20 protein-coding genes, 2 tRNA genes and 1 pseudogene are annotated in these 22417 nt (G+C 40.4%); 4 read left to right on the top strand and 19 right to left on the bottom strand.

Features of this window, described 5'->3' with window-relative positions:
* Positions 1–20: 20 nt before the first annotated feature.
* A complete protein-coding gene (locus IAR63_RS14810) occupies positions 21–359 on the bottom strand; it encodes a Mo-dependent nitrogenase C-terminal domain-containing protein (protein WP_187705798.1) in 339 nt (112 codons plus the stop codon).
* Between the two features lie 871 nt (positions 360–1230).
* Between IAR63_RS14810 and IAR63_RS14805 the strand changes: the two genes are divergently transcribed.
* Entirely contained in the window at positions 1231–1632 is a 402-nt protein-coding gene (locus tag IAR63_RS14805; protein ID WP_187705797.1) for a cobalamin biosynthesis protein, read from the top strand.
* A 22-nt stretch (positions 1633–1654) separates the two neighbouring features.
* Here IAR63_RS14805 and IAR63_RS14800 read toward each other — a convergent pair whose 3' ends face one another.
* From IAR63_RS14800 to IAR63_RS14750, 11 genes and pseudogenes are all read right to left on the bottom strand, one after another.
* Positions 1655–2008: a phage holin family protein gene (locus IAR63_RS14800; protein ID WP_096544981.1), complete on the bottom strand. Its 354-nt coding sequence runs from the start codon at positions 2006–2008 to the stop codon at positions 1655–1657.
* Positions 2009–2060: 52 nt separating this feature from the next.
* Entirely contained in the window at positions 2061–2792 is a 732-nt protein-coding gene (locus IAR63_RS14795) for a peptidoglycan-binding domain-containing protein (protein ID WP_187705796.1), read from the bottom strand.
* Between the two features lie 195 nt (positions 2793–2987).
* Positions 2988–4268, bottom strand: a complete 1281-nt coding sequence (locus IAR63_RS14790; protein ID WP_187705795.1) for a M16 family metallopeptidase — start codon at positions 4266–4268, stop codon at positions 2988–2990.
* Positions 4269–4277: 9 nt separating this feature from the next.
* On the bottom strand, positions 4278–5519 hold the full coding sequence (locus IAR63_RS14785) for a M16 family metallopeptidase (protein ID WP_187707488.1): 1242 nt from the start codon (positions 5517–5519) through the stop codon (positions 4278–4280).
* Positions 5520–5832: 313 nt separating this feature from the next.
* Positions 5833–6924 carry an RNA-guided endonuclease InsQ/TnpB family protein gene (locus tag IAR63_RS14780; RefSeq protein ID WP_223007666.1) on the bottom strand — a complete coding sequence of 364 codons (1092 nt, stop codon included), beginning with the start codon at positions 6922–6924 and terminating at the stop codon, positions 5833–5835.
* A gap of 4 nt (positions 6925–6928) precedes the next feature.
* A pseudogene (locus tag IAR63_RS14775) lies at positions 6929–7081 on the bottom strand (IS607 family transposase); the annotation flags it as partial.
* Positions 7082–7147: 66 nt separating this feature from the next.
* The gene (locus tag IAR63_RS14770) at positions 7148–7930 is read right to left on the bottom strand and encodes an ABC transporter ATP-binding protein (protein ID WP_187707487.1); all 783 of its coding nucleotides are present in this window, start codon (positions 7928–7930) and stop codon (positions 7148–7150) included.
* A gap of 387 nt (positions 7931–8317) precedes the next feature.
* A tRNA-Arg gene (locus tag IAR63_RS14765) sits at positions 8318–8390 on the bottom strand.
* A 74-nt stretch (positions 8391–8464) separates the two neighbouring features.
* Positions 8465–9811, bottom strand: a complete 1347-nt coding sequence (trmFO, locus tag IAR63_RS14760; RefSeq protein WP_187705794.1) for an FADH(2)-oxidizing methylenetetrahydrofolate--tRNA-(uracil(54)-C(5))-methyltransferase TrmFO — start codon at positions 9809–9811, stop codon at positions 8465–8467.
* A 9-nt stretch (positions 9812–9820) separates the two neighbouring features.
* The gene (locus tag IAR63_RS14755; RefSeq protein ID WP_187705793.1) at positions 9821–10645 is read right to left on the bottom strand and encodes an NAD-dependent epimerase/dehydratase family protein; all 825 of its coding nucleotides are present in this window, start codon (positions 10643–10645) and stop codon (positions 9821–9823) included.
* 171 nt (positions 10646–10816) lie between these two features.
* Positions 10817–11488 carry a pentapeptide repeat-containing protein gene (locus IAR63_RS14750; protein WP_187705792.1) on the bottom strand — a complete coding sequence of 224 codons (672 nt, stop codon included), beginning with the start codon at positions 11486–11488 and terminating at the stop codon, positions 10817–10819.
* A 115-nt stretch (positions 11489–11603) separates the two neighbouring features.
* Between IAR63_RS14750 and gcvP the strand changes: the two genes are divergently transcribed.
* Complete coding sequence (gene gcvP, locus IAR63_RS14745) at positions 11604–14504, top strand: aminomethyl-transferring glycine dehydrogenase (protein ID WP_187705791.1); 2901 nt, start codon at positions 11604–11606, stop codon at positions 14502–14504.
* 29 nt (positions 14505–14533) lie between these two features.
* On the opposite strand, the gene IAR63_RS14740 is transcribed toward gcvP, so the two are convergent.
* From IAR63_RS14740 to psbZ, 5 genes are all read right to left on the bottom strand, one after another.
* Complete coding sequence (locus tag IAR63_RS14740; RefSeq protein WP_187705790.1) at positions 14534–15763, bottom strand: glutamate-5-semialdehyde dehydrogenase; 1230 nt, start codon at positions 15761–15763, stop codon at positions 14534–14536.
* 15 nt (positions 15764–15778) lie between these two features.
* On the bottom strand, positions 15779–16186 hold the full coding sequence (locus tag IAR63_RS14735; RefSeq protein ID WP_187705789.1) for a hypothetical protein: 408 nt from the start codon (positions 16184–16186) through the stop codon (positions 15779–15781).
* 196 nt (positions 16187–16382) lie between these two features.
* Positions 16383–16454 (bottom strand) — tRNA-Gly (locus IAR63_RS14730).
* Positions 16455–16564: 110 nt separating this feature from the next.
* Entirely contained in the window at positions 16565–17068 is a 504-nt protein-coding gene (ribH, locus tag IAR63_RS14725) for a 6,7-dimethyl-8-ribityllumazine synthase (protein WP_096543931.1), read from the bottom strand.
* 155 nt (positions 17069–17223) lie between these two features.
* Positions 17224–17412, bottom strand: coding sequence for a photosystem II reaction center protein PsbZ (psbZ, locus tag IAR63_RS14720; protein WP_006279055.1), 189 nt, complete (start codon positions 17410–17412; stop codon positions 17224–17226).
* A gap of 122 nt (positions 17413–17534) precedes the next feature.
* Between psbZ and IAR63_RS14715 the strand changes: the two genes are divergently transcribed.
* Positions 17535–20270, top strand: coding sequence for a CBS domain-containing protein (locus IAR63_RS14715; protein ID WP_187705788.1), 2736 nt, complete (start codon positions 17535–17537; stop codon positions 20268–20270).
* A gap of 26 nt (positions 20271–20296) precedes the next feature.
* Complete coding sequence (locus tag IAR63_RS14710; protein ID WP_187705787.1) at positions 20297–20893, top strand: molybdenum cofactor guanylyltransferase; 597 nt, start codon at positions 20297–20299, stop codon at positions 20891–20893.
* A 3-nt stretch (positions 20894–20896) separates the two neighbouring features.
* Here the strand turns inward: IAR63_RS14710 and IAR63_RS14705 are convergent, their stop codons facing one another.
* Positions 20897–21844, bottom strand: coding sequence for an FTR1 family iron permease (locus IAR63_RS14705; RefSeq protein ID WP_187705786.1), 948 nt, complete (start codon positions 21842–21844; stop codon positions 20897–20899).
* A 72-nt stretch (positions 21845–21916) separates the two neighbouring features.
* The gene (locus tag IAR63_RS14700; protein ID WP_115539240.1) at positions 21917–22351 is read right to left on the bottom strand and encodes a ferritin-like domain-containing protein; all 435 of its coding nucleotides are present in this window, start codon (positions 22349–22351) and stop codon (positions 21917–21919) included.
* Between the last annotated feature and the right edge of the window lie 66 nt (positions 22352–22417).

The raw sequence follows: 22417 nt of genomic DNA, 5'->3' as shown, positions 1-22417 counted from the left end.
TTCCCTTCCTCATATTTAGTTTAGCAGTAAAACCCAATATCTTCCCCACATTCATCAGCCAAGTAACACAAAGCGCGAAACCGCAACCCCACAAATTGATCATACAGCGGATTGAGTTTACACAGAGGTGGAATGTGACCGATTTTGCGATTAAACAATGTAATGTCTCGCTCAAAAGGACATTGGGCAGGAATCAATTTAGCTATCAAACGTGCAACTTGAGAATTTTTAATTTCTATGTCATCTAGCCATTGACGTATGGGCTTAAGTAAATCCAATTTATGTCTTGATTTTTTACCATTTAGTCTATGGTCAACCAAGGTGGCAAAAATTATAGATTGGGTATCTGTCGTGGTCATAGTTTTATATCCTCTTCTCCTGGAACTAACAAGATTTATTTGGTTTATTACCATGGAAATCCTTAGGGAATATTGTTATGTAATGCTGCTCTGGTCATTCTAGATAAGATGGTTAAAATTTTAATTTAGCCACAATATCCCGGATAACAGCTTAGCAGTAAAACCCCCTAACTAATTGCCATTCAAACTCACCTTATGTCGAATAACTGTCCCGCTAAATACAAAATAACAAAGAAGTTATAAAAATGGTATTACCTCAGCTTATCAATTACTCATATCTCATATTACTATCTCATATATCGCCTCCAAACACTTGACAAAAAGACTATTCTATAGGACAAATTTATGGAACGAAATGTGCATCCCCCAACAGAACATAGGAGCAATATTCAGTCCACAGAAAAACTTTTTGACCAAACCCCTAAATAATAAAATCCCACCGCAAGTGTTGAGAACTGGTTACGGTGGGAATATAGGAAGATGAAACATCAAGACGAAAAAGCCCACAAGGGTAGAAAAATAGTAAACACTCTCTAAACTGGAGGAGCGGAGATTCTAGTTTTTAAAACAAGTCATAGTTACACCGCTTCACTCTTGCTAACCACAGCACCCCCAGCAAGGAAAGAGTTCCAAACCCATTTACTGGTAAACCTGAAGACTTAATTTACCTTTGTAGTGTTTTCGCCCTGATGTTCCCTACTGTGCTATATATATTTACTATACAAGTCTTGTGCTGGAGTGACCGTATTGGTTTTATCAGTTTTGATGTCACAAAACAGACATTGTGCTGAATTTTATCCTCACCAAGTTTGATATTTCCTTATTTCATAAGGTATTTGGGCGATTATGTAAAAATAATTAAGGTTTTATATTGCAGCAGGTCTGGGTAGGTATTGGTTGTCAAAAGGGGGTTTCCTGTCTGTTGATTGAGCTGGGACTCAACAAAGTGTGCCAAAAGTACAGGATAGATCCTCGGACTATAGACCGGATAGCCACTATTGAAAGTAAAGCGTCAGAGCTGGGACTAGTCGAATTTTGCTTAAAAAACAATTTCAGATTACAAACCTTTAGCTCAACCACCCTATCAAGTATCAGTGTTCCCAATCCCAGTGAAATAATTACCAAAATTATGGGAACACCAAGCATAGCAGAAGCAGCAGCTCTTCTTTGTGCTGCTCAAAACAATTCCAGAGCCAAGTTGTTAGTTCCCAAAGAAATTTTCCGTTTACCAGACCAAGGAGCTATTACCATAGCTGTTGCTACAAGAGCTTGAAATTCTCTCCTGCTCCCCAAGACTAAACGATTAATCGCATAAAGTAGTTAATTAGTGTGGAAGCAATTGACAAAACAATAGACCCTACAAGAGCAGGCACAAAACCATCAATCCGAAAACCAGAAGTAGCAGCTATCTTACTAGCTAACAAAAGACATAAAGCATTAATAACAAAACTGAATAATCCAAAAGTGAGAAAAGTAACTGGGAATGCCAGAATATTCAAAATTGGACGAACAATAGCATTGACAAGTGCGATAATGACCGCCGCGATTAGCGCAGCTACCGGACTAGTAATCGTAAAGCCAGGAACAAATTTAGATGTAACTAACAGTGCTAATGCTGTGCCGATCCAAGTTAGTAAAAGGTGTTTCATGCTAGTTATAGGATGATGAGCGATCGCAACTTCCCAAATTCTACACCAAAAATCAAGGTAGTCTAGGTAATCGTTGGATAAAAACCTCCCAAGTCTGTTGACCTGCTACACCATCTGCAGTCAAACCATAACGGAGTTGAGCTGCTTTAACTGCTCTCTCAAGAGCGACACTAAACTTACCATCTATAGGGGAAGGGAAAAATCCTAAAGCTCGGAGCAGTCTTTGTAATTTTGTCACTTCCGCACCAGTATTGCCCAAACGCAAAATGGGCCACCCAGCTGGGGTATACTGAATTTTAGGATTTCGCTGACTAACAGGAGTGGGTTTAAAAACCATGATTGGTCGGGTGGGTGGCTTAGTAACAACTTGTCGAGGCTGAGTAGTTTTCCCTGTTATATTGTTGTTACTGTTACCTTCTCCACCATTTCTTGTGGTAGGTTGTCTATTCTCAGGGTTATTACGGGGGGTAGTGGTGCCAATATTTGACACACTGGGGAAAAGTTTCTGCCAGGTTATGGTATCCACAATACCATCAGGAGCAAGACCAACTACTTGCTTGAACTGAGAAACTGCTTTGGCTGTGGAGTCTCGATAAACCCCATCCACAGGTCCTGAATAGAAACCCAAAAGTGCCAGTGTTGCTTGCAATTCTGATACTGATTCACCCTGACTACCAATTTTTAGCATGGGACGGTTGATACTACCAACTCCAGTTACCTGGGCAATTTCCATACCTTGGTGACGAGTAACCTGGGGAATTGGCCTGTATGCCATAGACAACATGTTGCTACCCATCGCAACCAAAGGGGTTAAAATCAGTAATGGCCAGTGGTGAACCTTGCTGATGTGGGCGATCCAATTAGTCGAGTTGCTCAAGTTATGTCGCATACAATTGATTGGGTTAGAAACTGATCCAGTAAAACTTACTAAAGGATTTAGCTCAAGAATTTGACATCACCATTTTATCTCATGCGGTAGTTAGTCAATTAATGTAATCGCTTCCCCAGGGCCAACCAAAGATAGGTAGGGTGTTTTTAAATAACTATTGGCTACGGTCATAGCTAATTCAGGACTGACCTGATTAATTAGCTGAGGAAACTCATGGTCGAATTCAATGCCTAATCCCAAAATTTCATACCACCCATATATGTGGGCAATTTGTCCATTGGTTTGTTTCCCCAGGGCGTAGTGTCCTAAAATTTTATTTTTCGCGGTTTGTAATTCTTCTGGGGAAAGTTCAGTCTGAGAAAGTCTTTCTACTTCCTGACCCAACTCTTTAATTGCTCTGCTAGTATTCTCTGGTGCAGTACCCATATACACTATAAATGATGCTGGATATGGTCTAGTAGAATAAATAGCTGAGATTTCGTAGGCTAAACCTCTTTTTTCTCGCAATTCTACAAACAGACGGCTAGAAAGTCCATTTCCCAGGTATGTGGATAACAATTTGAGGACGGGGTATGCGGGAGAATTTATAGAACTCCCCATATAACCCAGCATAATTATTGACTGCTGCGTATTTAAGGGTTGAACACAAGATTTGGGAGCAATAGAAATTTTGGGTAAATCAAGTACATGTCTTGCTGTGTTTGGTAGTGGCCAATCGCCAAAAACCTCTGTGACCATTTCTATGGCAGTTTTGGCTGTCACCCTCCCAGCAATACTGATAACTATATTGTCTGGACGAAAATGGTTTTGATGGAATTCAACCAAGTCTTTATAGTTAATGCTATGGATGCTTGCTTCTGTACCTAGAACTGACCTAGCATAGGGATGATTTTGGTACATTGCTTCGCGGATCTCTTGAAAAGCTAGGTTAAAAGGTTGTTCTTTTTGAGAACGAACATCCTGTATTGCTAATCGCTTTTCCAGTTCTATTTGTTTTTCGGGAAATGTGGGCGATTTCAACAATAAACCCGACAGAGCTAAAATTTCTGCAAAATCAGCACTCACTGTTTTTAAAGAGAGCAAAAAGTAATCTGTACTTGCATCTATGCTTAAGTTTGCACCTACGGATTCAACTTTTTCAGCGATTTCTAGACTGGAAAAACCATCACAACCTTTGGTCATCACTGCTGATAATAAATTTGCCAACCCTGCTTTTTCTGGATTTTCATAACAGCTACCAGCACGAACAAAAATTTTGGCTGCTATAATATCTGCTGTGGGGTTTTCAGCTATCAATAACACTATACCATTTGCTAGTGTTGTACGATGGATGGAAAATTTACAATCATCTATATTGTTTCTGTTTTGCATTCTTACTCGTTAATACGGTTTCATGATAGTAACTGCATAGTCTTGTAGCGAAAGATAATTTTGAGCCACTTTTTGCAGTTTTTTGGTATTGAAGGACTGAATCTGCTCCGGATAAGCAACAGACAATTGGGCCTTGGCAACTGTGTTATAGTAGCCATAAAGGGATGCTAATTGATTTGGCGTTTCCGTGTTAAACGCATAGTCATTGCAAAGAGATCTTTGGGTTCGTTTAAGTTCTTGCTCGGTGACACCATGAATTTGCAACCTATGTAAATGTTCCAAAATCAGATTCTCTACTCTATCCAGATATTCAGGTTCTAAGTAAGCGGTAATTGTGAGCAAACTAGAGTCTTTTTGCACTGAAAAATTAGTGCAGATCCCCTGTACTAGTTGTTTCTCTTCCCTTAAATCATTGACTAAACGAGAAGTTCTTCCCTGTCCCAAAATGACTGATAGTATTTCTAAAGCATTTGCTATGGCCAGTTCGTCCATTCCGGGTAAATTCCAAGCCATAATTAAACGCGCTTGCTCTATTCTAGGTAATATTAATTCTTGCCTTTTAACATCCCTAATTTGGGGTGGTGCTAGTTGATTAGATGTGGGAAAATCATCCTGGTTTTTAAAATTTTTAAATGTTTTATTGACAATTTCCCATGCGGTATCCCTTTCTATCCCTCCCACTATGACCACAGTCATATTTTCCGGTTGGTAATGACGACGATGAAAACACCGCATCGCTTCCGGTGAATTTTCCATTAATTCCTTTTTTGTTCCCAAAATGGGTCTTCCGTAAGGGTGGTTTTCGTAGACAGTTTTTAGTAGTGCTTCAAATCCTATAGCATCAGGATCATCCGCACAACTACGAATTTCCTCCAAAACCACATCCCTTTCACGCATAAATTCATCTTCAAAAATAGCTGCATTTAGTAACAGTTCTCCCAAGTGAGGAAGAGTATCTGCTAAATAGTGGTTAGCTATGGCAAGATAGTAATGGGTATAGTCGTGGCTAGTAGCTGCATTGCTGACTCCACCCATACGCTCGATGTTATAGTCAAACTCCCCCGGACCCAAACTAGCTGTGCCCTTAAAAATCATGTGTTCTAAAAAGTGTGCCATGCCAAACAAGGGCTCTGATTCTGAAGTTGATCCTGCACGCACCCACACGTCCGCTACGACCACGGGGGTAGCTGCTATCTCCTGATGAATAAATGTCAAACCGTTGTCCAGTCGAAAAATCGAAGCTGGGAACAGGGTTTTGTTTTCGGTTATATGTGTTGTCAACTTTCCAGGGTTAAATAACAATTTGACAGGTTTTTGTTATTTTAACTTTCAATTCCACCCGATTAGGAATCAAAGAATACAGATTTAGTTTTTTCTTCGCAAGTCCTAATTACCGCTCTATAGGATCTACCCAAAGCTACCCAGACCTTTACAGATCTGGACCTTAGAACCTACTTCCTGTTTCATCGTAGTCTCAAGATTATTCTTGAGAGGTTTGTCTACTCCACAAGCTATCTCGGTAGAGCTTACCGTTTGATCCGAACGAATCGGAATCTGAATTCCTTCAAACCATCGCTCTAGATTTTTTGCCGCGATCTCTGTCTTGGGTGTGTCCACATTCAGGACAAACGTAAACTCGTTCTTTTAGCGGCATTTTGTGGCGGTGCTTACCACAGTTTGAGCAAATTTGAGAACTGGGAAACATGCGGTCAACTAACACTAATTGACTAGAAAACTTCTCAGTTTTATACTCTAATTGGCGCTTGAATTCGTACATTCCACAATCCGCAATTGCACCAGCTAGTTTGTGATTCTTCAAAAATGCTTTGATACTCAATTCTTCAATTTTGATAACGCTGTGGTTTTTAGCGAGATCATAAGTGAGTTTATGAATGGCATCTTTGCGAATATTTGACACTTTAGCGTGAGTTTTAGCCAGTTTAGAAATAGCCTTAGCTCGATTCTTAGAACCTTTGACTTTGCGACTAACAGATCGCTGTTGACGCTTCAGTTTCTTGTTCATTTTTCGGTGTGCCTTGGGATTAGAATAAACCTTCCCATCGCTGGTTACTGCTAATTCTTTAATGCCAATATCAACACCCACTAATGGATGATCTAAAGGTACTGCTGGTTTTTCGATTTCGCACTTAAAAGCAATAAACCAGCGGTCGGCTTGACGACTAATCACACAATTGTGAAACGCTCTAACAGGTAACGCTTCATGTAATCGCACCCAGCCTATTTTAGGCAGTTTGACCCTCTTGCCATCATTACGGATACCTGGTTTTGCTTTAGTTCCTTGCTCTAAGTAAAAAGAGTCGTGAGACTTGCCTTTTTTCTTAAAGTGAGGTTCCATAGAGACTTTTTTGAAATATCGCTCCCAAGCTGTACGAACCTCAGCTAAGGCCTGTTGAGGAGTTGCTTTAGAGGATTCATAGTACCAAGGATTATTAGGTTTTACTTCTGCCACTAAACGCTTATGGAGATCTATCGCAGTAGGGATTTTGATTGATTTATCTGTTTGTCTAGCCTTCCAGGCTTCCATAATCACAGCGTTACCAAAGTTGTAAGCATGTCTAGCTACTCCGCAATGTTGACGGAATAGAGTCACCTGTTTGTTATTGGGTTTTAATTCCGTTTTAAAACTGAGTAGCATTATTTCACCTCATTAACTGCTCCTCAATCAACTTTTTGTTTTTGTGACTTCCAGCGCCATAAAGGCGACTGTAAAACACTTGAATCAAGTCTATCATGTCTTGCACAAGTTCTTGTTCAAAATTGATTTCTTCATTGAACTCAACAATAATGTACACTACATTTTACTATATGGACATTCTAGTAGATTTGTTAATATCTGGGTAGAAATTTTCTTTCAGCTTCTAGCCCAAGTATGCTTCCAAAACCTGGGGGTTGGTCTGAATTTCTGCAGGAGTACCAACTGCCAAATTCCGACCCTCTGCTAATACCCACACACGGTCACATAGGGACATGATTACATCCATATTATGTTCAATAATTAAAAAAGTTAATTCTTCTTCCCTATTCCACTTAATAATGCGATCGCATATATCATCTATTAGTTTAGGATTTACTCCAGCTGCAGGTTCATCTAATAGTATTAGTTTAGGGTTTGTCATTAATGCTCTTCCCATTTCTAATAATTTTCGCTGTCCACCGGATAAACTACCCGCATAATCATGGGCCTTGTGTGCTAAACCGACGGATGTCAATAAAGACATTGCTCTTTGAGTGATTTGTTTTTCTTGTTTGAGGACCATATGATGTTGGAATTGCACCTGCCAAAAATTCTCACCTGTTTGTTTTTGTGCTGCTAACAACATATTTTCTAGGACTGATAAACGGGAGAGGGTTTTAGCGACTTGAAAGGTGCGAGTTAAACCTTGTTGAGCGATTTGAAAGGGTTGTAAGTTATGAATTGGTTCCCCGTTAAAAATTACTCTCCCTTGATCTGGATGGATGAAGTTGGACAGTAAATTAAAGAGTGTTGTTTTACCAGCACCATTAGGGCCAATGAGTCCGGTAATACTACCCTGATTGACTTCGATATTGGCATTTTTTACAGCTTGGATCCCTCCAAAACTCTTACAAAGTCCGGTTGCTGATAATAGGGGAAGTTGGGGAATTTTGATATTATTTACCACAGTGATTCTTTTAGTTAGAGTTGAACCTATGGATGTAGATGCTATCATAGATTCCTCTGTATCACCATCAATATGCTTCGCTTTTCCGCTTCAACTGGTCCTGGTTAACTAGAAACCTAGACCGGGTATCCCTAGCTGAAAATGTGGCTTGCTTTGAATAAGCTTAACCAAAATTACGAATTTCTAGACGTAGCAATAGATTTTCCTAGGTTGGCTATATCCTGTGGGTTTCGTATTAAACTCAACCTACAAAGGGGGCTCAAATGTCTTTATCAAGATTAGAACAGGTGATTGCTAAGTACTCCCTGCGGGAGATCGCACGGTGTTCAAATTTTAAAAGTTTGTAGATTCAAATAACCTGGGAATTTACATGAAGCATGAATTGAACGAGCGCGGAGGGATTTGAACCCCCGACCCACAGAACCGGAATCTGTTGCTCTATCCACTGAGCCACGCGCCCTCATACTCCCAAGAGTATGACACCATTATAACACGGTTTTGCTGGTTAGCTGGAATTATTTCACCAATAATTTATTAAGAATTGTTAAGATTCCTACTCAAAGAAGAAAAATATTGGGACTTCCACTGGTCTAAATTCGCCAATGATCTATCTCGATAACGCCCGTATTTTTCTGGTTTGCTCTTGATTTTAACCCCCAAATCTGGAACTATGCCAAAATTGGGTGGCATGGGTTGAAAATGCTTGGGTGCTGCACCACTAATAAACTCAAATAAAGATCCCATCATTGTGGTGTTCGGTAGAGTGAGAGGTTCCTTCCCCAGGGCAATTCTTGCCGCATTAGTCCCTGCTAACCAACCACCAGCAGATGCAGCGGTATAACCCTCCGTACCAATTAATTGTCCTGCTGCTAGTAGGGTATGTCGTTGTTTAAATTGTAGGGTGGGCAAAATCAACTGGGGCGCGTTTAAAAAAGTGTTCCGGTGCATTACTCCCAATCTAACAAACTCAGCGTTTTCCAAACCGGGAATCATTCTAAACACCCGTTTTTGCTCCCCCCAACGTAAATTGGTTTGAAACCCTACCATATTCCATAGTTGCCCAGCTTTATCTTCTTGTCGTAACTGCACTACTGCGTAGTTACGCTCTCCTGTTCTTCCATCTGTTAAACCCACCGGTTTCAGGGGACCATATCGCATGGTGTCCTCCCCTCTTTGTGCCATTTCTTCTATGGGTAAACAGGCTTCAAAAAACTTCGCCGTTTCTCTTTCAAAGTCCTTTAATTCTGTTTGTTCCGCTTGGCAAAGTGCTTCCCGAAATTCTAAATACTGCTGTTTACTCATGGGACAATTTAAATAGGCCGCCTCACCTTTGTCATAACGGGAAGCCATAAAGGCAATATCTCTATTAATTGAATCCCCTACTATTATGGGACTAGCAGCATCGAAGAAGTTGAGATATTCTAATCCTGTGAATTGTTGAATATCAGCGGACAATTGGGGACTGGTTAGTGGTCCTGAGGCTAAAACCACTATCCCCCCAGGAACTTCCTTTACCTCCCCTCGTCGTAAATCAATCAAAGGATGATTGGCTAGGGTTTGGGTCAGATCCTCTCCAAATTTTCCCCTGTCTACCGCTAAAGCACCACCCGCTGGCACTGCATGTTCGTCCGCTTTGCTAATAACTATAGAATCAAGTTTTCGCAGTTCTTCATGCAGTAATCCAGCTGCGCGATCGCTTGCCATAGCTCCAAAGGAATTACTACACACTAGTTCAGCTAAGTTTTCCGTATGGTGGGCGGGACTAAAGCGTAGGGGACGCATCTCGTGTAGAATCACGGGTACTCCTGCTTGAGCTATTTGCCATGCTGCTTCTGTGCCCGCAAGTCCACCACCTATGACCTGTATTGGTTCTAATATCATATTCGTCTTTTAGAAAACAATGTGGGGGTGAATAAATTGATAACCCGTATCCTTGAGTTTTTGGTTAGAAACCCAGGTATTATAATGACGAGTACTTTTGTGGCTAGGATCCCATATTACATTTGGCAAATTATGAGTTTTTAAAACACCATCAATGAGTTCTCGACTGGTAAAATGACTGTCGTCTACTAAATTATAAATCCCTTGTAACCGTTGCCAACGGGCAAATTCTACAACTCCCACAATATCATCCAAATGTACCCAGTTGGTTATTTCCTCGCCATTTCCCTCACGGGTTGTGCCAGCTGTTCTGCCAAATATTTTAACCAGTTCTCTTCCTGGCCCATAAATTCCCCCCAATCGCAAAATACAAACGCGCAGATTCTCCGTTGTTGCTCCTAGTAAAATTTCTTCGGTTTTGCCAAGAATCTGACCGTTCAAATTGGGTGGAGCTGGTGGTGTCTCCTCATCTACCCACACACCATTTCTATCACCATAAATCGCATAACTACTTGTGTAAATTAATTGTTTAATTTTAGGATGGTATTTTATTAAAGAGGTTACTGTTTTGGCAGTTTCCAAATAGGTTTTTTCATAACTGCTACTACTTTTAGCACCCACAGTTAGTAGAACCATGTCTTGATTTTTTAAAACCCTATTTAAAACGACTTGGTCATCACCCATAGTCACTTCAACTGCATCTGCTACTTCTTGTAGGGTTGAGACTTTATGCTCACTGGTAGTAGTTACAGTAATCCTAAAATTCGGATTTTGCCGCCAAAACTTAGCAACCGCATAACCAACATACCCACAACCAATAATTGCTACATTCATAACCATTTACACACCAAAAAATACTTAACCTTACCTTGCTCATGCCAACCTTGCGGTTACTGGCAGCGTGCTTATTTTTACTACCCGTGGCTGATACTTTTTAGGAATAGGATTTAGCATGATATGTAAATGAAAAGCACAATTTCCGTTATACAGGATACTCTTTTCTATTTAACCATAAATTGCACCATCAGGCATAATGGCTCCTGTAAGGTTTGCACCCACTAGCTTGACCAGGAGACGCTCCCCTGAGCGCATTCTAGCACCAGTTAGGTCAGCACCTCGCAGATCTGCACCGCTGAGATCTGCACCTATTAAATTGGCTGCACGTAAGTTTGCCTCTCTTAAATCTGCCAATAGTAAGTTGGCTCGGAATAAATTAGCTCCTGATAGATTTGCACCTCTAAGATTAACCTTGTGCATAAAAGTATCACTAAGATTAGATCCACTTAAATTGGCATAGCTAAGATTTCTACCTGATAGGTCCTTATTGCTGAGGTTAGCATGGCTAAAATCTCTACCACTTAGATCCGGATTTTGGGGAGGGGGTTGATTTGGTCGGTAATAGTTAGTCTGTGGTGGTGGGTAAGGGGACTTTTTGGATGTAGGTGGCTCAGAATTATGTCCAGGTTGAGACTGGTCTTGAAAGGAGCGTAATTTTTCCCGTGCTTGATTTAAGGCCTTGATCTTATCATGGGCTTTTTTCTGTAAGCGGTGATTATCCTTAGGTAGGCGATCGGGATGCCAAACAAAAACTAAATCTTTGTAAGCTTGGTTAATCTCTTCTATGGTTGCACCAGGCTCTAAATCTAATAGTGTGTAATAACGCTCCAGTTCGCTCATGATGATTTATTAGTAGAAAATCAATTGACATGCTCAGAAGAAAATGAACCTCCCTCTTCCCTAATATTTCAAAATCATTAGAATATATTAAACCATAGCATTGGGAGCATAATTTGTGGTAGCCAATCCCACTTATCGTCAGATTTTGACTGAAACTACCCCTCCACTGGGAGAGTTTGTCAGTAGACACATTGGACCGAAAGCAGGTGATATCCAGGAGATGCTAAACTCCTTGGGTCTATCTAGCTTAGAGGAATTAATTGAGCAAACAGTACCCAGCTCAATTCGCTTTTTTCAGGAGTTGAACCTACCAGCTGCACAAACTGAACATACAGCACTGGCTAAACTCAAACAAATAGCCAATAAAAATCAAATCTACCGCTCTTACATTGGTATGGGGTATTATGACTGTATTACTCCCCCAGTGATTCAAAGGAACATCTTAGAAAATCCCGGTTGGTATACAGCATACACTCCTTACCAACCAGAAATTGCCCAGGGACGTTTGGAAGCACTATTAAACTTCCAAACCATGATCATTGATTTAACTGGATTGGAAATTGCTAATGCTTCTCTATTAGATGAAGCAACAGCAGCAGCAGAAGCCATGAGCATGAGTTATGGTGTGTGCAAAAACAAATCCTCTATCTATTTTGTTTCCAGCACCTGTCACCCTCAAACCATTGATGTGATCCAAACCCGAGCTAAACCTTTGGGAATTAAAATCATTATTGGAGATCATCAAACCTTTGATTTTACCCAACCAATTTTTGGGGCCATTCTCCAATATCCAGCAACAGATGGTAAAATCCATGACTATCGTCAGTTTATAGCCCAGTCCCATGCTCAGGGTGCATTGGTGACCATAGCAGCAGATCCATTGAGTTTGACTTTATTGACATCACCGGGAGAATTGGGAGCAGATATTGCCATCGGTAGCACCCAGAGATTCGGTATTCCTTTGGGTTTTGGTGGACCTCATGCGGCTTATTTTGCTACTAAGGAGGAGTATAAACGGTCAGTTCCAGGGCGAATTGTGGGTGTGTCCAAAGATGTTCACGGTAAGCTGGCCTATCGTTTGGCTTTACAAACCCGTGAACAACATATTCGTCGCGATAAGGCTACTAGCAATATTTGTACGGCTCAGGTGCTCTTGGCTGTAATGGCGAGTATGTACGCAGTTTATCATGGACCAAGCGGACTGAGAAAGATTGCGGAAAATATTCATCAACTGACTAAGGATTTAGCCGCAGGACTGGAAAAGTTAGGTTATGAAGTCCTGAATAGGAACTTCTTTGACACCCTGCGTGTGGGGTTAGGAAATAGCAGTTTGCAAACACTCCTCATAGCTGCAGATGAGAGAAACATCAATTTGCGAGTTTTTGATGATGGGAATATAGGAATTTCCTTGGATGAAACTACAACCTTTACAGATGTGATAGATTTGTGGCAGATTTTCGCCTTTGCCAAGGGAATAAGTGATGGGTATGGTTTCCCCTTCAAAATTGAAGAAATTAGGGAGACTAATTCCTATCTGGGTCAAATTCGCACTAGTCCCTATCTTACCCATCCCATCTTTAATAGTTACCATTCTGAAACTGAATTACTGCGCTATTTACATCAGTTGGAAGCCAAGGATTTATCATTGACAACTTCTATGATTGCCCTAGGTTCCTGTACTATGAAGTTAAATGCTACTTCGGAGATGATTCCTGTTAGTTGGGCGGAATTCAGTAAAATTCACCCCTTTGCACCAATTACCCAAACCAGAGGTTATCAAATCCTCTTTCAACAATTAGCAACATGGTTAGCAGAAATCACCGGTTTCGCGGCTATATCTTTACAACCTAATGCTGGTTCCCAAGGAGAATACGCGGGACTATTAGTCATTCGTGAATATCATCAAAGTAGACAAGAAGGACATCGCAATATCTGTTTAATTCCCCAATCTGCTCATGGCACAAATCCCGCAAGTGCAGTTATGTGTGGTATGAAGGTGGTAGCTGTCGCTTGTGATGAATGTGGTAATATCGATTTGGCAGATTTAAACACCAAGGTACAAAAATATAGTCGTGAAATCGCCGCTTTAATGATTACCTATCCATCAACCCATGGGGTGTTTGAAGAAACTATACAGGAAATCTGTGCCCTAATTCACCAACATGGTGGACAGGTGTATATGGATGGAGCTAATATGAATGCCCAGGTGGGTATTTGTCGTCCCGGTGATTTGGGTGCAGATGTTTGTCATTTGAACCTACACAAAACCTTTTGTATTCCCCATGGGGGTGGTGGTCCAGGAATGGGTCCCATTGGTGTTGCTCCCCATCTGGTGGAGTTTCTACCAGGCCATTCTGTGGTTAAATTAGATAGTGACCACGGTGCGGTTTCTGCTGCACCCTGGGGAAGTGCCAGTATCTTGGTTATTTCCTGGATGTATATAGCTATGATGGGTGCAGATGGCCTAACTCAAGCAACCAAAATCGCTATTTTGAATGCTAACTACATTGCCAAGCGATTGGAATCCTTTTACCCTGTTTTATATAAGGGTAAACATGGTTTTGTCGCCCATGAATGTATTTTAGACCTGCGAGGAGTAAAAAAATCAGCAAACATTGAGGTGGATGATATTGCTAAACGCCTGATGGACTATGGTTTTCACGCTCCTACCGTCTCTTGGCCAGTAGCAGGAACCATCATGGTTGAACCTACGGAAAGTGAGTCGAAAGCTGAGTTGGACCGTTTTTGTGATGCATTAATTGCCATTCGTCAGGAAATTTTGCACCTTGAGTCTGGTATTATGGATCTGGAAGATAATCCCTTGAAAAACGCCCCCCACACTATACAAAGTTTGATTGTTGGTGATTGGAACCACTGTTACTCCCGCGAACAAGCTGCTTACCCTACAGATTGGACTCGTCAATTTAAGTTTTGGCCGAGCGTAGGTAGGATAGATGCTGCTTTTGGCGATCGCAATTTTGTCTGTTCTTGTTTACCTTTAGATTCATACGTCTAAAACAGAAGGAGGGGATAACCCTCCTGACTCTAAAATCTCCCGTTCCCCTGAATAATATGTTTCACAGTGGTCAAGGTTTCTAAACTAATGAAACCTCTCCTGTGACCTCTTTGATTTGACATTCCCAAAAACACCGCATCTCCTCTGGAAGAATTACGAGCAAATCTAGGAGAAGCATTGATATATGTAGATGCACTGTTAACACCTAAGGCAAATTGTCTACTTTCTTGGTAAGACTCTGTGGCTATGGCATCCGCGTGACTACTACTATATTGATTAATCCAGGCGATCGCACTATCTAAGGTATCTACCAATTTGAAAGCGATGGTCTTATTTAAATATGGAGTTCCCCATTCCTCATCTTGCACCAACTGGAGTTGGGGAAAAGCTTGTACTAGTTCCGCATCTCCCTTGAGTTGAAAACCCCTGTCTTTTAGACTGTTCCACAGTGCAGATAGGGAGGATGGTAAGGACTGACGGTGGATTAAAACCTTTTCAATAGCATTTACTGGGTCCGGTTCGCTTTCATGACTGTCTAAAACCATCCATCGTACCATTTCTAAACTCCCATTTAAAGACCAGTAAAGGTAACAATTCCCCATAGCTGATTTTAATACGGGACAGGTTGCTTGTCTAACTACTTGTTGAATCAAGCTGGAACGTCCATAGGGAATAACCAAACTTAAATAGTCTTCTTGCGTCACTAAATCCCTGATAGAAGTACCATGCTCTGCCGTAATCAATTCTACACAACCACTAGGTAGACCCGTGTCTAAAATCGCCGTTTGGAGAATTTCTGCGATCGCTCTATTGGAATGACTAGCTTCCGTGCTTCCCTTGAGAATGAGGCTATTACCAGTTTTCAGACAAAAACCGGCGGCGATGGCCCCCAATTCCGGTAAAGCCTCATAAATAAAACCAATTACACCCAAGGGCATAAGCTGGGTATAACTTTGAGAATCTTCCTGTTGATAATCAGCGGTTCTCACCCGTCGCAGGGGATCGGATAGTTCCCCCAGTCGCTCAAGAAGATCCACGGTTGCTTGCAAGCGACTAGGGGTAAGTTTAAGCCAGTCCAGGATTATTTCTGGGACTGCCATTTCCCTACTTGTTTCCAAATCAAGGGTATTGGCTTCCAGAATATCATCAAAGGAGCATTTTAGTGCCCTGGCCATTGCCAAAACAGCGCGACTCCGTTCCGCACCTTTAGTTGTACCTAATTTGATGGCAGCATGATAAGCACGTTTGGCAATGTTCATGTATTAACAATAAAATCAAGGTCTATAATTGAACCAGGCAATAATTGCAGGTAGAGTGGCTAACAATACCACAATAGTTGCCCAAATAATCATACCTGAACCATTGGTAAATCGAAATACTAATGGTAGCCCAATAATCGCGAATAACAAGATCATGGCTAAAACCATGGGGAACTGATTTTTCCCTAACTTGGGTTGCATTGGGTTCCATTTTCTCCCGGTCCAAGACCAAGTTCGCTTATAGGGGTAATTAGTACAGAGCTGCTCTAGTACATAACCATTACCTTCTACAACAAATATTTGTTGACAGCGATCGCATCCGAAAGCATCCGTTAGAGTAATGGGGACTAGGCGGCCCCGATGCCTACAGGGACAAACATGATCCGCATCTAGGTCTATTTTTTCTAGTTTCTGAGGTGGCACGACGAGTGTAAATATCTGTAGCGAGGTTGAGGGGGTGAATTCATTTTGGGTTAAAAACAACATAATTTTAGGAGACCGTTATTAAACTCCAAAATTCTGAGATTCACCCCTCCTCTAATATATTCTCACTAAAATCAAAACCGCCATATTTTACCAAGATTGAGTTGGTGAGATTTTTTGATGATGTTTTTTTAAGAGCGGGTAACGCGATTCGAACGCGCGACATCAACCTTGGCAAGGTTGCGCTCTACCACTGAGCTATACCCGCATGTCCAGCACAATACTAATATCTCAGATTTTTGGTAGATTGTCAACCCCTATGTTTAAAAAATTCTTAAATAATAATCCAATAATTTTTTTGTCTCTGGTGAAAGGAATTTAGGATTGGACTGATTTTGCCAGATTGGGGCGCAATTGGCGCATCAAACTAGCCATTTCTATGGCATCCATGGCATAATTCCAACCGTGATTACTTTTAATCCCTGCTCTTTCCAACGCTTGTTGCATGGTATCTGTAGTCAAAATCCCAAAAATCACTGGCACACCAGTTTGAAAACTGGCTGCAGCAATTCCCTTAGATACTTCAGCAGATACATAGTCAAAATGAGGTGTTTGTCCCTTGATTACAGCACCTAGACATATTATTGCATCATAACGTTGAGAAAGTGCTAACTGACGCGCCACTGTGGGAATTTCAAAACTACCGGGAACCCAAACGTAATCTACTTGATTCCCTTGGGGGTCAGGATTTATCCCATGACGCTTTAGACAGTCTTGACATCCTTCCAACAGCTTTACAGTCACGAGGTCATTGAAGCGACCAATAACCAGAGCAAACTTTAAAGCTTCCGCTTGAGTAAATGTTCCCTCAAAAACTGCCATTATTGCCTCTTTAAGTAAATATAAAGGATTAAATTTGTTTAACTGTGACTTATGGTAAAAAGATAGAAGAGTGGATAAGTATAAACAGTTAAGTTAATAACTATCTGCTCCTCTAATCTTTAGATTATGGTTTTTTGCCCATTGGTAATTGTTATTTAAACCACAAAGAAGTTTAATACACCAACCAAAAGGACTAAAGCAATCCAAATTCCGGAACCGAGCCAAAGGAGCTTTTTGGAATCAACCCAGTTTTGAGGGGTTGCGTAAGCAACAGGAACACCTACCACCAGGACGAAAGAGAACAAAACCAAAGATACTAAAGCAAATTGGAATACTATGGTCATTTTACTTTTCCCAATACACCGAAATCATGACTTGTAAACGGACTGTCGCGTTATCATAGACAGAGTTACATAATTTTATCATCAAATAAATCCCTTATATTGGGAAGACAGTTCCCCCCGTTATGGAAATAATTCTTTGTCACACAACTGCTGATTTTGACGCTTTAGGGGCGGCAGTGGGATTAACTTGTCTTAAACCAGGTAGTAAAATAGTATTAACTGGAGGAGCCCATCCACCGGTAAGAGACTTTCTGTCTCTATATCGAGATGAGTATTCCCTAATTGAAAAACGTTCTGTCAACTCTGAGCATATTCGTTCCTTAATTATAGTAGATACCCAACAGCGCAATCGTCTGGGTAAAGCCCAAGCATGGTTAGACCTAGCCAATCTGGTAGAAATTACAGTTTACGATCATCATATCAATCAAGAAAGTGACATTATTGCCACTAGTTTATATATTAGCGAAGTAGGTGCAACAACCACCCTAATAGTAGAAGAATTAATTAAAGAGAATACACTTATTAATGCTGCTCAAGCTACAGTAATGGCTTTAGGCATTCATGTAGATACAGGTTCCCTAACCTATGGTCAGTCCACAGCGAGAGACGCAGTAGCGTTAGCTTGGTTAATGGACAGGGGAGCAAATCTAGGAGTAATTGCCACCTATAGAGATCCTGGATTATCACCGGAAATTCAAAGATTATTAGGCGAATGTTTACAAAGACTAGAATATTTGTGCTGGAGGGGGTACACCATTGGTTGGATGACCCTGAAAACAGATAATTTTGTTCCTGGGCTATCAGGTTTAGCAGCGCAACTGATGCAGTTGACAGAAATTGATGCCTTACTTTTAGCCCATGAATATACATATAATGATGTCGAATTCAGACTAATAGTAATTGGTAGAACCCAAATTCCCCATACTAACCTAAATATATTATTTACCCCATTTGATGGTGGTGGGCACTCTCAAGCAGCATGCTTGAATGTTAAAAACACCAGTTCAGCCATAGTTTTAGAAAACCTATTAGCTGGGCTAAAATCGCAAATTCCCCAACCACCCATAGCCAGAGATTTAATGTCTTCTCCTGTGAGGACTATCAGACCAGAAACCACAATTGCCCAAGCTCAAAGAATATTATTACGTTATGGACATTCTGGGTTATCTGTGGTCAATAGCCAAGATAAATTAGTAGGTATTATTTCGCGAAGAGACCTGGATATTGCCCTACATCATGGTTTTGGTCATGCACCAGTTAAAGGGTATATGACCACGGATTTAAAAACCATTACACCCCATACCGAATTACCACAAATCGAGTCCTTGATGGTAACTTATGACATTGGCAGATTGCCAGTTTTAGAAAATGGTAATTTAGTGGGTATTGTAACTAGAACGGACGTTATCAGACAACTGCACCGACTAGAAGTTAAAAATTTGCCATTAGATTTACAATTACATTCAATCCAGTTAAACCTGGAATTAGAACATCGACTTGCTCCCCAACTTTGGCAATTATTAACTAGAGCATCCCAAGCAGCACAAGCAAGAGGTTGGCATCTTTATCTAGTTGGTGGGGCGGTTAGGGATTTGCTATTAGCGAATGATCAAAGTAACCAATTAATGCTCCATGATATTGACCTAGTGGTAGATGGGTTTCATCAAAGTGCAGACGTGGGAGCTGGAGTAGAATTAGCCAGAGAACTACAGCAAATTTATCAAAATAGCCGTTTAGAAATTCATGGAGCATTTCAAACTGCGGCGTTATTGTGGCATAAAGATCCAGAATTAGATTGTTTATGGGTAGATATTGCCACAGCTAGAACAGAATTTTATCCTTATCCTGCAGCAAACCCAGAAGTAGAAGCCAGTTCCATTCGGCAAGATCTATATAGAAGAGACTTTACAATTAATGCCATGGCACTAAGATTAACATCTCCCCACAGTGGTGAATTACTAGATTTTTTTGGTGGATTAATAGATGTAAAATCCCGAAGAATTAGAGTTTTGCACCCCAATAGTTTTATTGAAGATCCCACCCGGATTTATCGAGGAGTGCGGTTTGCCATCAGGTTTGGTTTTGCCATTGAACAGCGAACTGCTGAGTACATTCAGTATGCCATTAATAGTGGTGTTTATGATAGAACAGTGCAAGAAAATATCAAAACACCAGCTTTGCATACTCGATTAAAAGCGGAATTAAAACTTATTTTACAAGCGCCCTATTGGCAATCAGCTTTAAAGTTATTAGATCAGTTAGGAGCTTTACAATGTATTCATTATACCTGTAGGTTAAATCATGGCATCTTGCGAGAATTGGTTTTATTGGAAAAACTGTTGACAATTCAATACAGATTTTGGCCACCTGCTCAACAACCAACTCAACAATTACCACCTACTTGGTTAATACGGTTAGAGATATTAATTAGCAGCTTAGAACCAGAGTATGGAAGTAAGGTGGCAGAAAACTTACAATTATCAGACAGCAGTGTAAATAGACTCAAGAAGCTGGGAGCAGCACAGGTAGAAATAAATAGAGAGTTGCCAAATTGTGAATTAGCCAGTGCAATATTTAACCTACTACAAAAATATGACTCCGGAACTTTAATGTTGATAGCTGTAAAAAGTTCCCGAGAGATTAGAAGAAAAATCTGGTATTATTGGAGGGATTTAGTGCATGTTCAACCTTTATTAAAGGGAGATGACTTAAAAAAAATGGGTTACAAACCAGGTCCAATTTTCAAGCATATTTTAGATCATTTATTGATTGCTACTCTGGATGGTAAAATTAAGACTAAGACCCAAGCAATGGAATTTTTAGCTCAAGCTATAAACTCAGACGAATCCAGTTTTTAAAAACTAGATTTACTACACTATGACCTATGACAGAATTGAGTGGCATAATTTTGGCGGGTGGTAAAAGTTCTAGAATGGGCAAAGACAAAGCTCTAATTCCCATTGGGGGAGTCCCTTTGTTAGAAAAGGTCTATCATGTGGCTAAAAGTTGTACTAACAAGATATATGTGGTCACACCCTGGGTGGAAAGATATGAAGATCTATATTTACCAGGATGTGAATTTATTCCAGAAGACCCAAATCATACCCAAGGTCCCCTAGTGGGTTTGGCTAGGGGAATGGAAAAAATAGTCACAGAATGGGTTTTGTTATTAGCTTGTGATTTGCCAAATTTGCAAATTCCAGTGTTCCATGACTGGGTGCGGGAATTAGACAACATACAACCGCAAAATATTGCCTGGTTAGCGAAAAACGATTATGGTTGGGAACCTCTTTGCGGTTTCTATCGCACTAGTTGTTTACCCCTACTTTTGGATTTTATTAATCAAGGAGGGCGTTCTTTTCAAGGGTGGCTCAAACTATATCCAGTTGCTACTCTACCCCTATCAACACCACATATATTGTTTAACTGCAATACTCCTGATGATTTAAGGATGGTAACTAAAGAAGATGAACTGGAATAATACCTATTCTTGAGTGGTTAGGGTATTTTTTCTAGGTCGATTATTTCTGGTGTTCAAACTACGAAAATATAAACCACCAACAGTAGTTAACAACAGTAAGTATCCCATTCCTTGTACTAAGTAGAGCTTATCCGTATAACCAAATAAGGATTTGAAAATAATTCCCGGAAATTTTTCATCGGGTAATATTGAACTGGAGTTCCAAACTAATGGACCCAAAATGCAAGAATGGATTTTGGTAAAGTGTTCATAGTAAAAACAAAGATTTTCTGATGCACGACTACTAAGAGCTAAACTAGCAATTGCATCATCAAAATGTCCCAGTCCAGAAACTAATAGTCCCCCAACTATTAAAACTAATAAAATTCCCATGACTTGGAAAAATCTCCCAATGTTAATTCTTACACCCAGTTTAAACAACAAAACCCCAATTCCTGCTGCTGTTGCTAAACCGCCAATTGCTCCCATGGTTGGCAACAACCCTTGTTGAAAATTAGCAGCTATAAATAAAACTGTCTCAAAACCTTCACGGACTACGGCAATTAGTACTAAACTGAAAATTCCTAAACCAGCATTGTTGTTTTTAGTTAAAGCCTGTTTGACCGCTACCTCAACTTGTGATTTGAGAAATTTAGCCTGTTGGGTCATCCAAATTAGCATCCAACTGAGCATGATGATAGCTAGTATGCTAAATATTCCCTCCAAAATCGGTTCAACTATACTGGTGTATTCCGGATTAACAGATCCTAAAAATTTAATTAGTCCGGTAAATAAAATACCGATTAAACCACTCACAATAATACCAACTACCACGCCCGCATAAACCCAAATATTCAATTGAGATTGTTTGGACTTATTTAATAAGGCTAGGACAATACCAACTACTAAAGCAGCTTCTACGCCTTCCCGTAGGGTAATCACAAATGTAGGTAGAGCAACACTAAAATTCATTGTCAATTAATTTAATTAATAAGGTTTTCATGGATATTAAAGATACCCAACTTATTGGGTATCTTTATTCTATTAACTGAAGTCTCGGAGCATCTTTTTGAGTTCGAGATTATGCATCTCTTCCTGTCCAATCATGTTCCGGGCAAACTCTTCTAAATAAATACTAGCATCAGTAACATTCTTTAGAAGTGATTTGTACATATCCAGTGCTTTTCCTTCATGGATTAAACTTTCTTGCAAGATATCCTTGACGCTATGCTTGAAGGTTTCTTCCATGGGAGCAATTCTGAGAGTCGGATGTCCATCTAAACCGGTTAAAATTTCTCCTACTTGTTGTGCATGCACTAGAGATTCGCTGGCTTGAGCTTTAAAAAAAGCAACTATTGGCAAGCGATTTGGTCCAGTGACCATCAAGGAATAATGGGTGTAGCGCACTACTCCAGCTAGTTCAAATTCCATGATGGTGTTGAGAATGTCAATTGTCTTTGGGTGATCTAGTTCGCGCATTGGTTGTAGAGATAAGAAAAATGAAAATTTGTCAGGACTTGAGTGAGCAGTTATACGGTTTTTAAC

This window comes from Cylindrospermopsis curvispora GIHE-G1 (assembly GCF_014489415.1).
Lineage (GTDB): Bacteria > Cyanobacteriota > Cyanobacteriia > Cyanobacteriales > Nostocaceae > Raphidiopsis > Raphidiopsis curvispora_A.
This window is presented reverse-complemented; position numbering and strand designations above follow the sequence as displayed.

Coding starts and splice junctions, on each gene's coding strand:
- IAR63_RS14810 (WP_187705798.1), bottom strand. CDS start 359: ATGACCACGACAGATACCCAATCTATAATTTTTGCCACCTTGGTTGAC.
- trmFO (WP_187705794.1), bottom strand. CDS start 9,811: ATGATATTAGAACCAATACAGGTCATAGGTGGTGGACTTGCGGGCACA.
- IAR63_RS14795 (WP_187705796.1), bottom strand. CDS start 2,792: ATGTTGTCTATGGCATACAGGCCAATTCCCCAGGTTACTCGTCACCAA.
- IAR63_RS14705 (WP_187705786.1), bottom strand. CDS start 21,844: ATGAATTTTAGTGTTGCTCTACCTACATTTGTGATTACCCTACGGGAA.
- ribH (WP_096543931.1), bottom strand. CDS start 17,068: ATGGCAGTTTTTGAGGGAACATTTACTCAAGCGGAAGCTTTAAAGTTT.
- IAR63_RS14700 (WP_115539240.1), bottom strand. CDS start 22,351: ATGCGCGAACTAGATCACCCAAAGACAATTGACATTCTCAACACCATC.
- IAR63_RS14740 (WP_187705790.1), bottom strand. CDS start 15,763: ATGAACATTGCCAAACGTGCTTATCATGCTGCCATCAAATTAGGTACA.
- IAR63_RS14790 (WP_187705795.1), bottom strand. CDS start 4,268: ATGCAAAACAGAAACAATATAGATGATTGTAAATTTTCCATCCATCGT.
- IAR63_RS14715 (WP_187705788.1), top strand. CDS start 17,535: ATGGAAATAATTCTTTGTCACACAACTGCTGATTTTGACGCTTTAGGG.
- IAR63_RS14750 (WP_187705792.1), bottom strand. CDS start 11,488: ATGAGCGAACTGGAGCGTTATTACACACTATTAGATTTAGAGCCTGGT.
- IAR63_RS14710 (WP_187705787.1), top strand. CDS start 20,297: ATGACAGAATTGAGTGGCATAATTTTGGCGGGTGGTAAAAGTTCTAGA.
- IAR63_RS14755 (WP_187705793.1), bottom strand. CDS start 10,645: ATGAATGTAGCAATTATTGGTTGTGGGTATGTTGGTTATGCGGTTGCT.
- IAR63_RS14800 (WP_096544981.1), bottom strand. CDS start 2,008: ATGAAACACCTTTTACTAACTTGGATCGGCACAGCATTAGCACTGTTA.
- IAR63_RS14780 (WP_223007666.1), bottom strand. CDS start 6,924: ATGCTACTCAGTTTTAAAACGGAATTAAAACCCAATAACAAACAGGTG.
- psbZ (WP_006279055.1), bottom strand. CDS start 17,412: ATGACCATAGTATTCCAATTTGCTTTAGTATCTTTGGTTTTGTTCTCT.